Raw genomic sequence first — 11,204 nt, 5'->3', positions numbered from 1 at the left:
GCGACGTGGGCTTGTTGCCCACCGAATAAACATAAAAACTGGAGACCACATGCTCAAGCCCCTGATCGCCGCGACGCTGCTCGCGACGACGGCACTCGCCGGTGCCGCCAACCCCATCACCAGCAAGATCTTCACCGCGGACCCCGCGGCCCTCGTCGACAACGGCCGCGTCTACCTGTACGTGGGCCGCGACGACGCCCCCGTCGGCGGCAAGGACTACCTGATGAACGAGTGGAAGGTGTTCTCCAGCTGCGACATGCAGAACTGGACCGAGCATCCGGCCGGCGTGCCGTTTTCCATTTTCAAATGGGCGGCCAAGGATGCCTGGGCCACCGACGTCGCCAAGCGCAACGGCAAGTACTACCTGTACGTGACGGTCGAGCACAAGACCGTCCCGGGCAAGGCGATCGGCGTGGCCGTGTCCGACAGCCCGACGGGCCCGTTCGTCGACGCGCGCGGCACGGCCCTGGTCACGAACGACATGACGCACGAAACGCCGATCAGCTGGGACGACATCGACCCGGGAGTCTTCGTCGACGACGACGGCCAGGCCTATCTGTACTGGGGCAACACCGTCATGAAGTACGCGAAGCTGAAACCGAACATGATCGAGCTGGACGGCCCGATCCACACGGTGGGCCTGGAAGCGTTCACCGAAGCGTCGTACCTGCACAAGCACGCCGGCAAATACTACCTGTCGTACTCGCGCAAGTGGCCGGAAGAGACCGTGTACATGACGGGCCCGACGGCTACCGGGCCGTGGTCCTTCGGTGGCGTGATCATGGAAAAGAACGAGAACGTCGGCACGATCCACCACGCGATCTTCGATTTCAACGGCAAGTCCTACATCGCATATCACAACGGCAAGCTGCCGACCGGTGGCGAGTTCCGCCGCTCGGTCGCCGTCGAGGAATTGCACTATGGTCCGGACGGCAAGATCCTGCCCGTGCCCCAGACAGTACAAGGTCCTGCCGCCAATCCGTCGGCAGCCTGCAAGCGATAAAAGTTCCGCGTAAAACTACGCAGAACCGATATCGATAATGATATGATTGTCTGATGGACACGACCAATCCGAACTGGTTTCTCAAGGCCCGCCTCAAGACGCGTCAACTGCTCCTCTTGATCGCGCTGGACGACTACCGCAACATCCACCGCGCGGCCGATGAGCTGCACATGACGCAGCCGGCCGCCTCCAAGCAGATCAAGGATCTGGAGGAGATGCTGGACGTCAAGCTGTTCGAACGCCTGCCGCGCGGGATGGAGCCGACGATCTACGGCGAAACGATGATCCGCCACGCGCGCATGGCCCTGACGAGCCTGGCGCTGGCGCACGACGACATCGTCACGCTGAAGGCCGGCCTCACGGGCCAGGTCGAGGTTGGCGTGATCATGACGCCCGCGATGGCGCTCCTGCCGCGCGCCATCGCCCGCGTCAAGGAAGAAGCGCCGCTGCTGCGCATCGGCGTGCAGCTGGAAACCAGTAACCTGCTGCTGGACAAGCTGCAGCATGGCACGCTGGACTTCATGATCGGCCGCATCTTCGACACCGGCGACACTTCCGGCCTGATCTACGAAGAGCTGACGGAGGAACCGGCCTGCGCGGTCGTGCGCCCCGGCCATCCGCTGCTGGAGCGCAAGAACCTCACCTTGCAGGACATCGCGCCGCTGCCGTGGATCGTGCCGCCGCACGGCAGTATCCTGCGCTACCGCTTCGACATGATGTTCCGCCGCGCCGGCCTGGAGCCGCCCGCGAACGTGGTCGACACGACGGCGATGCTGATGATCACGGCGCTGCTGCAGCAGACGGATTCGCTGCACGTGATGCCGATCGAGGTGGCGCAATACTATGCGTCGCTGAACGTGATGCGCATCCTGCCCATCGAGATCCCGTGCAAGATGGATGCGTTCGGCATCATCCGCCACCAGGACCATCTGCTGTCGCCGGGTGCCGACCTGCTGTTGCGTGCCGTGCGGGCCGCCGCAAAAGAGATCTATTGAATCCAATGCACCAAAACGTTGCGTGCACACTTCATCATTTAAATATATTGCCCTGATTTAACATCTCGACATCGACTCGAATCTTTCCGTACCGTAACATTTCTGGGATGTGGGAAACCAGAAAAACGGGACATCCGTGCGGAAAGAGAGAACGATGAACATTCGAAATTTAAAAATTGGCAAGCGCCTCGCGCTGGGCTTCGGCTTCCTGTGCGTGGCGCTCGTCTTCATGGTCGGGCAGGGCACGATCATGCTGGGCCGGGTCAATGACGGCACCGACGAGATCGTCAACATGCGGCTGCCGCGCATGGAACTGACGTCGCGCATGCTGAGCGACGTGAACGACATCGCCATTGCGCTGCGCAACATGATGCTGGACGACAGCGCCGACGACCGCGCGAAGCAGGTCGCCAGCATCACCGCCATGCGCAAGGACCTCGACAGCCTGCTGGTGCAGCTCGACGGCCTGCTGCGCGCTCCCAGGTCCCGCACCTTGCTGGCGCAGGAAGTCGAACTCAATGCGAAGTACACGCAGGGGCAGGTCGACCTGATCCGCCTGATCGAGAGCGGCGACGACGCGGGCGCGCGCGCCTACCTGAAGACGAAGCTGCGCCCCGTGCTGGCGGACTACAAGGCCGTGATCGGCCAGCAGATCCAGGTCCAGGCCGGCCTCGCCAACGACACGGCCCGGGAAGCCCAGGTCATGTACACGAACACGCGCACCTTGATGATCGTGCTGGGCGCCGTCATGCTGGCGCTCGCCTGCGCGCTGGCCTGGTGGATCAGCGCCTCGATCACGCGGCCGCTGCGCCGTGCGCTGGACGTGGCGACCGCCGTCGCCGGCGGCGACCTGACGTCGCGCGTGGACGTCGACAGCACCTGCGAAGTGGGCCAGCTGCTGGGCGCCCTGAAGCGCATGAACGAGAACCTGGTGGGCACCGTCGGCACCGTGCGCGGCGGCACCGACGCCATCGCGCTCGCGTCCGGCGAAGTGGCGGCGGGCAACCGCGACCTGTCGGCGCGCACCGAGCAGCAGGCCAGCGCGCTGGAAGAGACGGCGTCGTCGATGGAAGAACTGACGTCGACCGTGAAGCAGAACGCCGACAATGCGCGCCAGGCCAACACGCTGGCCGCGACGGCATCGACGGTCGCGGCCAAGGGCGGCGACGTGATCGAGCAGGTCGTCGACACGATGGCGCAGATTCACACGTCGTCGAGCCGCATCGTGGACATCATCGGCGTCATCGACGGCATTGCGTTCCAGACCAACATCCTCGCGCTGAACGCGGCCGTGGAAGCGGCGCGCGCCGGCGAGCAGGGCCGCGGCTTCGCCGTCGTGGCGGGCGAAGTGCGCAACCTGGCGCAGCGCTCGGCCGCCGCCGCCAGGGAGATCAAGACGCTGATCGCCGACTCCACCAGCAAGGTCGACACGGGCAGCTCGCTCGTGCGCGAGGCGGGCAGCACGATGGGCGAGATCGTCGACAGCGTGCGCCGCGTGGCCGACATCCTCACGGAGATCACGGCCGCGAGCCAGGAGCAGAGCGCCGGCATCGAACAGATCAACCAGGCCATCACGCAGATGGACGACGTGACCCAGCAGAATGCGGCCCTCGTCGAGCAGGCGGCCGCCGCGTCGCAGGCGATGCAGGACCAGGCCGCGCGCCTGGCGGAGGCCGTGGCCGTGTTCCGGCTCGACGGCGGCGCGCCGGCGGCAGCGCCGACACGTGCGATGACTTCCGCGCCTGCACCGCGCTTGAGCAAGCCGGTTGCGAAGGCGCCGGCCCGTCCGCAGGCCACTGCCGCGAAGGTGTCCGCCGAGAGCGACTGGGAAGCGTTCTGACCGTTATTGCCTTTTCGTCCAGCTTGCGATTGTGATAGGCTGTCCGGTGCATCCGGCTCATGGCCGCTGCACCGTCACTGTCTTTACAAGGATACGCATGACTGGCTTCGTCATTACGCCTCCCGCCGTCCCGGCCCTCGCCGTGGCCGGCTCCGACCAGGTTTTCCCGCTGCGGCGCGTGTTCTGCGTGGGCCGCAACTACGCGGCCCACGCGCGCGAGATGGGTTCCGATCCGAACCGCGAACCGCCGTTCTTCTTCACCAAGCCGGCGGACGCCGTCGTGCCGGCCGGCGGCACCGTGCCGTACCCTTCGTCCACGCGCGAGCTGCATCACGAAGTCGAACTGGTCGTCGCACTGAAAGGCGGCGGCACGAACATCGCGCCGGAACAGGCGCTGGACCTCGTGTGGGGCTATGGCGTGGGCCTGGACCTGACGCGGCGCGACCTGCAGGCCGTCGCCAAGAAGGATGGCCGCCCGTGGGACATGGCGAAAGGCTTCGACGCCTCCGCGCCGTGCAGCCCGCTGATCCCCGTCGCGCGCACCGGCCACCCGCAAGAAGCGCGCATCTGGCTCGAAGTGAACGGCCAGCTCAAGCAGGAGGGCAACCTGAACGAAATGATCTGGCCGATCCCCGACGTGATCGCGGCCCTGTCGCGCCTCGTCGCGCTGGCGCCGGGTGACCTGATCTACACGGGCACGCCGGCCGGCGTGGACGCGCTGAACCCGGGCGACAAGGTGCGCGGCGGCGTCGACGGCGTGACTTCGTTCGAACTCGAGATCGGCGCGGCAGAATGAGGGTAATGCGGAAGACGGTCCTGCAGATCGGAGGCTTCGCGCCCGAGATCCAGGCCCGGATCGACGCCGAATTCCGCTGCGTCGGCCTCGCGGATCTCGAGCGCGAGCCCGGCCTGGCGAGCGAGGTCGGCGCCATCCTCACGCGCAGCAACCAGGAGGTGCCGGAAGACGTGGTGCGGCGCCTGCCGGCGCTGGAAATCATCGCCACGTGCGGCGTCGGCTACGACCTGATTCCGCGCGCGCTTGCGGCCGAACGGGGCATCGTCGTCGCCAACACGCCGGACGTGCTGAACGCGGCCGTGGCCGAGCTGTGCATCGGCTCCCTGCTGGCGCTGCTGCGCCGCCTGCCGCAGGCCGACCGCTACGTGCGCGCGGGCGCCTGGACGAACGCGAACTTCCCGCTGGCGACGAGCCTCGCGGGCAAGCACGTGGGCATCGTCGGCATGGGGCGCATCGGCAAGGAGATCGCGCGCCGGCTGGAGATGTTCGGCGTGGCGCTCGCCTACCACGGCCGCACGGACCAGCAGCTGGCGTGGCGCTACGAGCCCGACCTGGCCGCGCTCGCGCGCGATTCCGACATCCTCGTCGTCGTGGCGCCCGGCGGGGCCGAGACGCAGCACCTGATCGATGCGCGCGTGCTGCACGCGCTCGGACCGAACGGCTACCTCGTGAACGTGGCGCGCGGCACGCTCGTCGACGAGGCGGCATTGCTCGCGGCGCTGGAGCAGGGCACCATTGCCGGCGCGGCGCTGGACGTGTTCGACAACGAGCCGGACATCGACCCGCGCTTCTTCGCACTGGACAACGTGCTGCTGACGCCGCACCTGGGCAGCGCCACGCACGAGACGCGCGCGGCGATGGCGCAGCTCATGCTCGACAACGTGCGCAGCTGGTTCCGCAGCGGGCGCGCGCTGACGCCGGTCGAACCGGGCTGATGGTTGGTGGGCACGGGGTGCCCACCCTGTAAAGGCAAAGTTAAAATGTCCGCTTTCAGCAAAGTAGAAATGTCCGCTTTTTGGGGCGTTCAGATGCGCTTTTGAGCGGACATTTTCTTTGCTGCCGTCACACCCTGTGCGATGACGGTAGCAGGTTGGTCATGGCGGTAGTTACGATTGCGCGCCTTCTTGTCGAGGGTGTGATGAATAGTTTTGCTATCGACATAAGTCACGTTGGCCCGGTCAGGCTGCTCGATAGCGGTGTATGCGAGTACGTGACTGTCTGCCCGAATTTCAACTCGGCCATCGGCATACGTATGGATATTGATGGACTGCCCGATCAGCTGACGTAACGCTGGCTTGTCTTCGAGGCGATAGAGCCGCTTGCCATGCTGCAGGGTGAGTTTGGCAGTGAGCTTACGGTGGTCGCACAGTGACAGAATCAGCGCCAGATCCTCGTCGGGACGCAGTGGCGCATGGACGTCGAGCGAGCTGCGCGGAACCCGGGAGAAGGTCGCGTTGTAACGTTGAATGAAGTCGCCACTCCAGACGTTGGCGGCTTCGATGTCACTGATTCCGTCCAATCGCAGGGCCTTGACCAGCCGGTCTTGCAAAGTACGGTTGAGACGTTCCACGCGGCCTTTGGCTTGCGGGGAATTCGCACAGATCAGTTCGATGCCGAGTTCGTCGAGCGCACGCTGGAACTGGGTCTTCGTACGACTCGTTGCCGACGGCGAGCGGAACACCGCTGCTCGGTCAGCATAGAAGGCTTGCGGCTTGCCATGCTGTTCGATGTATCGCCGAGTGGCCGCGAAATAGCTGGCGGTCGTTTCAGTCTCCGCGAAGTGCAGATGCAGGATCTTTCCCGTCGCGTCGTCGACATAAACCAGCAAGGTACAAGCGTTGTCGCGCTTTTCAAACCAGTGATGACGGCTACCGTCTATCTGGACCAACTCTCCGACGCAAGGCCGTCGTTCCCGCGGCTGGTACAAGCGTGCACTTCGGGCCGCTTTCGGAATCCATAAGCCGGCCTCAATCATCAAGTTGCGTAAAGTTTCCTTCGATAGGCACAAGTCGTGCCGCTCCCGCAACTGCTCGCACGCCAGCGTCGGCCCAAAATCGGCATAGCGCTCGCGCACCAGCTGCAATGCCTTTTGCGCCAACTCGGGCGCAAGCCGATTATTGCTCGGCTTGCCCCTGTGCCTGGAGATCATTCCACGTTCGCCGTCTTCGTCAAATCGCTTTTGCAGCCGTCGAACCTGCCGCGTCGTGATTCCCAACCGCTTCGCTGCAATGACCGCCGTGATCTCACCTTTGGCACAAGCCGCGATGATATCGGCGCGCTCCAACTCTTCCATCGTAATGCTCCCGACTTTGCCCACACTCGACTCCAAACCGTTCGGAATCGACAGCATGAACTATCTAGCAAAAGCGGACATTTCTACTTTGCTAGAAGCGGACATTACAACTTTGCTCTTACACACCCTACGGTTGGATCCGTCGTAGGGTAGGCTCGCCGAGCCCACGCGGCCGTTAGTTGGCCATATTCCTGGCGACGATGGCGTCCGTCGCCGCCCGCGCCTGCTGCAACGGCTGGTTCAATACGGTGGTCGCATAGGCCGGCGCCGGCGCGGCCACCGTGCCCAGCGCGCTGCCGCCTTTCTGGCTGATGTCCACGTCGACCGTGGCCGACAGGCCCACGCGCAGCGGATGCGCCGCGAGTTCCTTCGGATCGAGCGAGATGCGCACCGGCACCCGCTGCACGACCTTGATCCAGTTGCCCGTCGCGTTCTGCGCCGGCAGCAGCGAGAACGCGCTGCCCGTGCCCGCGCCGAGGCCCACGACCTTGCCGTGGTAGACGACCTTGCCGCCGTAGATGTCCGCCTCGATAGTGGCCGCCTGGCCCACGCGGATGTCGCGCAGTTCCGATTCCTTGAAGTTGGCGTCGACCCACAGCTGGTCCAGGGGCACGATCGACAGCAGCGGCGCCCCCGGTGCGATGCGGCTGCCGACCTGCACGCTGCGCTTGGCGACATAGCCCGACACCGGCGCGACGATGGCGTTGCGGCGCGCGGCGAGCCACGCGGACAGGTAGTCGGCCTTCGCGGCCAGCACGTTCGGGTGTTCGGCCGGGGAGACGCCGGCCACCGTCACGCGCGCGGCCGCCAGCTGCTTCTGCGCGACGACGAGCGCCGCCCGCGCATCGTCGACGGCGCGGCGGGCGTGCGCCACGTCTTCGCCGGAGACGATGTTGTCCGCGGCCAGCGGCGCGCGCCGTGCCAGGTCTTCCTGCTTCGACTTCAGTTCCACGCGGCGCTGGTCGACGAGGGCCTCGTACTGCGCCACGTTCGTGTAGCGCTCGCGCTGCTGGCGCACGGCGGTGCCCAGCCGCGCCTCGGCCTGGGCCAGCGCGACCTCGGCATCGGATGGATCGAGGCGCACGATCTCCGTGCCCGCCTGCACGAGCTGGGTCTCGTCGGCGCGGATCTCGACGACGCTGCCCGTCACCTGCGACGACACGTTCACGAGGTTGCCGCCGATGTAGGCGTTGTCCGTCTCGACGCGCTTCGACAGGACCAGGGCGTAATAGGCCGAATAGGCCGCGCCGGCGGCGAGGAAGGCGGCGGTGATGCCGGCCAGGACGACGCGGCGCTTGTTGTTGGTGGGTGCTTGGGTGCTCATGGTTTATTTGGTATTCGATTGGGTGTGATAACCGCCGCCGAGCGCCTTCACGAGGGCGACCTGCGTCTGCAGGCGGGCATCCGTCAACTGCAGGTCGACGTCGCGCTGGCGCAGCACGGCCAGCCGCGCCTGCAGGACCGCGGCGCGGTCGGCGAGGCCGCGCCGCATGCGCGCCTCGGCGTTCGCGGCCAGCCTGCGGCTCGCGTCAATGGTCGCGGCGTGTGCTGCCGCCTCCTGCGCGATGCCTTGCAGGGTGGCCGCTTCGCGCGCGACGTCGCGCACCGCGTTCAGCACGGCCTCGTTGTACTCGGCCAGCAATTCGTCGCGGCTGCTGCGCGCCTGGCCCAGCTGGGCGTGCAGGCGGCCACTGTCGAACAGGGGCAGGTCCAGCGTTGCGCCGATCAGTGGGGTGCGGCTCGGGTAGCGCAGCAGCTTGCCGAGCGACGTCGCATCGAGGCCGATGGCCGCGGCGAGATTGATGTCGGGCCGGAACGCGGCTTCGCTCGCGGCCACGCGGCCCAGCTGCGCCTCGACGCGCCAGCGCGCGGCCTGCAGGTCGGGCCGGCGCGCGAGCAGCTCCATGCCCAGCTCGCGCGGGACGGCGTCGCTTGCCGGTACGGGCTGGAAGCGGGCGAGGTCGGTCAATGCGGTGGCGTCGCCCCCGATCAGCGCGCGCTGGCCTTCGCGTTCGCGCGCGGCGTCCGTGTCGTAGCGCGCGGCCTGTTCCTGCAGGCTGGCGAGGTCCTGCTCCGCACTTTGCAGGCTGTCGAGACTCACGAGCCCGTGGGCCATGCGGGCCTTGCGGCCGGCGATGACGTCGCGCTGCACGGCGATGAGGGCGTTCGTGTTGTCCTGGCGCGCCCACAGCATTTGCAGGCGCAGATAGCTTTGCACGACGGACGCCGCCAGCACCTGGCGCGCCTGCGCGCTTTCCGCGGCGGCCGCATTCGTCTCGCCCAGCGCGGCGGCGATGAGGGCGCGGTGCTTGCCCCACCAGTCGACGTCGTAGCTGGCGCGCAGGGACACGCTGGCGTCGTTGAACCACGCCCCGCCGATCGGCGGCGGGAAGAAGCCGTTCGACGAATAGCGCTGGCGGTTCAGGCCCGAGGCCAGGTCGACCTTGGCGCCTTCGTTGGCGACTTCCGCGCCGAACGCGGCGCGGGCGCGGGCGACGCGCGCGGCGGCGACGCCGAGCGTCGGGTTGTCGCGCAGGGCGCGGGCCACGAGCGCGTTCAGTTGCGGGTCGTGGTAGTCGAGCCACCATTGCTCGGCGGGCCACACGGTGGCCGGCAACTGGATCGCCGGCGCATGCTGGGCCTTGGCGAAGTCCGGGCCTGGTGCCTTGTTCGCGTCCGGCGGGACGCTGATGCAGCCGGACAGCAGCGTCAGTGCCGCGGCCGCGATGGGGATGAATTGGATGTGTCGCACGTTAGGGTCTTTCGGTCTATTCGAGGGCCGCATGGTCCACCTGCGCCGGCGCGGCGGCGGCCTTCGGTGGGCGGATCAGCAGCAGCATCGGGATCACGGCCATGGTCAGCAGCATCATCAGCCAGTAGTCGTCGACGTAGGCGATCATCGACGCCTGGCGCGTGATCTCGTTGTTGATGAGGGCGGGGCCGGCCTGCGTGGCCATGTCGTAAAGGCTCGTCGGATCGTGCACGGCGGGATTCGCCGCGGTGACCTGCGTGGCCAGCGACGCGTGCGCGATCTGCGTGTTGCGCACGAGGAGCGCCTGCACGAGGGCGATGCCGATCGACGAGCCGATGTTGCGTACGAGGCTGTACAGCGCCGTGCCTTCCGCGCGCATCTGGGGCGACAGGGTCGCGAACGTGGCGGCCGACAGCGGCACGAACACGAGGCCCAGCCCGACGCCCTGGATCACGCCGGGCCACACGATGTCGGATTGGGACAGCACCAGCGTGTAATGCGTCATCTGCCACAGCGAGAACGCGGTGATCGCGAAGCCGACGCCCAGCAGCAGCCGGAAATCGACCTTGCCCGTGAGGCGCCCGACGATCATCATCGCGGCCATCGTGCCGAGGCCGGACGGCGCCGTGACGAGGCCCGCGAGCTTGGCCGGATAGCCCATCAGGCCTTGCAGCATCGTCGGCATCAGCGCGCGCGTCGCGAACAGCACCATGCCGACGATGAAGATCAGCAGCAGCCCCGTGACGTAGTTCGCGTTCTTCAGCAGGCGGAAATCGACGAACGACTGACCGGCGGGGCGCGTCAGCGTGTGGCCGATGAAATAGGAAAACGCGAGCGTCGTCAAAATCAGTTCGACCCACGTCTCCGTCGACGCGAACCAGTCGTTCTGCTCGCCGCGGTCCAGCAGCATCTGCAGCGCGCCGATGGCGATGGACAAGGTGACGAAGCCGAACGTGTCGAAGCGGACGCGCCGGGCCGGATCGGCCGCGTGGATGTAGCGCCAGATGCCCCAGAAGGCCAGCGCGCCGATCGGCACGTTGATGAAGAAGACCCAGCGCCAGCTGTAGCTGTCCGTCAGCCAGCCGCCCAGCGTCGGCCCGAGGATCGGCCCGATCATCACGCCCATGCCCCACACGGCCATCGCGGAGCCGTGTTTTTCGCGCGGGTTGATGTCGAGGAGGACCGACTGCGACAACGGCACGAGCGCGGCGCCGAACACGCCCTGCAGCATGCGCGCGATGACGATTTCCGTCAGCGTCGCCGAGATCCCGCACAGCACCGAGGCAAGCGTGAAGCCGGCGACGGAGACGAGGAACACTTTCTTCAAACCGAAACGGTCGACGAGCCAGCCGTTCAGCGGCGTCGCGATGGCGGCGGCCACGATGAACGACGTCAATACCCACGTGATCTGGTCCTGCGACGCCGACAGCGATCCCTGCATGTGCGGCAGCGCCACGTTGGCGATGGTGCCGTCCAGTGCCTGGATGATCGTCGCCAGCATGATCGAGATCGTGATCATGGTGCG

General features: G+C 66.6%; 9 protein-coding genes. 5 read left to right on the top strand and 4 right to left on the bottom strand.

The genetic code is table 11. The annotated features are described in order from the left end of the window. Positions 1–49: 49 nt before the first annotated feature. From ACL58G_RS28550 to ACL58G_RS28530, 5 genes are all read left to right on the top strand, one after another. A complete protein-coding gene (locus ACL58G_RS28550; RefSeq protein WP_440963894.1) occupies positions 50–1,003 on the top strand; it encodes a glycoside hydrolase family 43 protein in 954 nt (317 codons plus the stop codon). Positions 1,004–1,056: 53 nt separating this feature from the next. Then, positions 1,057–1,998 (top strand): LysR family transcriptional regulator, encoded by a 942-nt coding sequence (locus ACL58G_RS28545; RefSeq protein ID WP_036238599.1) that lies wholly within the window; start codon positions 1,057–1,059, stop codon positions 1,996–1,998. A gap of 154 nt (positions 1,999–2,152) precedes the next feature. Next, positions 2,153–3,838, top strand: coding sequence for a methyl-accepting chemotaxis protein (locus tag ACL58G_RS28540; RefSeq protein WP_413387209.1), 1,686 nt, complete (start codon positions 2,153–2,155; stop codon positions 3,836–3,838). Between the two features lie 97 nt (positions 3,839–3,935). After that, on the top strand, positions 3,936–4,634 hold the full coding sequence (locus ACL58G_RS28535) for a fumarylacetoacetate hydrolase family protein (protein WP_413387210.1): 699 nt from the start codon (positions 3,936–3,938) through the stop codon (positions 4,632–4,634). 5 nt (positions 4,635–4,639) lie between these two features. Further along, the gene (locus tag ACL58G_RS28530) at positions 4,640–5,569 is read left to right on the top strand and encodes a 2-hydroxyacid dehydrogenase (RefSeq protein ID WP_413387211.1); all 930 of its coding nucleotides are present in this window, start codon (positions 4,640–4,642) and stop codon (positions 5,567–5,569) included. Between the two features lie 89 nt (positions 5,570–5,658). Here ACL58G_RS28530 and ACL58G_RS28525 read toward each other — a convergent pair whose 3' ends face one another. The 4 genes from ACL58G_RS28525 to ACL58G_RS28510 form a co-directional block, all read right to left on the bottom strand. Continuing rightward, positions 5,659–6,984, bottom strand: a complete 1,326-nt coding sequence (locus ACL58G_RS28525) for an ISNCY family transposase (RefSeq protein WP_413382907.1) — start codon at positions 6,982–6,984, stop codon at positions 5,659–5,661. Between the two features lie 118 nt (positions 6,985–7,102). Continuing rightward, a complete protein-coding gene (locus ACL58G_RS28520) occupies positions 7,103–8,251 on the bottom strand; it encodes an HlyD family secretion protein (protein ID WP_413387212.1) in 1,149 nt (382 codons plus the stop codon). Positions 8,252–8,254: 3 nt separating this feature from the next. Continuing rightward, complete coding sequence (locus ACL58G_RS28515) at positions 8,255–9,679, bottom strand: efflux transporter outer membrane subunit (protein WP_413387213.1); 1,425 nt, start codon at positions 9,677–9,679, stop codon at positions 8,255–8,257. A 16-nt stretch (positions 9,680–9,695) separates the two neighbouring features. Beyond that, on the bottom strand, positions 9,696–11,198 hold the full coding sequence (locus ACL58G_RS28510) for an MDR family MFS transporter (RefSeq protein WP_160410626.1): 1,503 nt from the start codon (positions 11,196–11,198) through the stop codon (positions 9,696–9,698). Positions 11,199–11,204: the final 6 nt, after the last annotated feature.

The sequence above is a fragment of the Massilia sp. GER05 genome (assembly GCF_052056005.1).
Taxonomy (GTDB): Bacteria; Pseudomonadota; Gammaproteobacteria; order Burkholderiales; family Burkholderiaceae_D; genus Telluria; species Telluria orientalis.
This window is presented reverse-complemented; position numbering and strand designations above follow the sequence as displayed.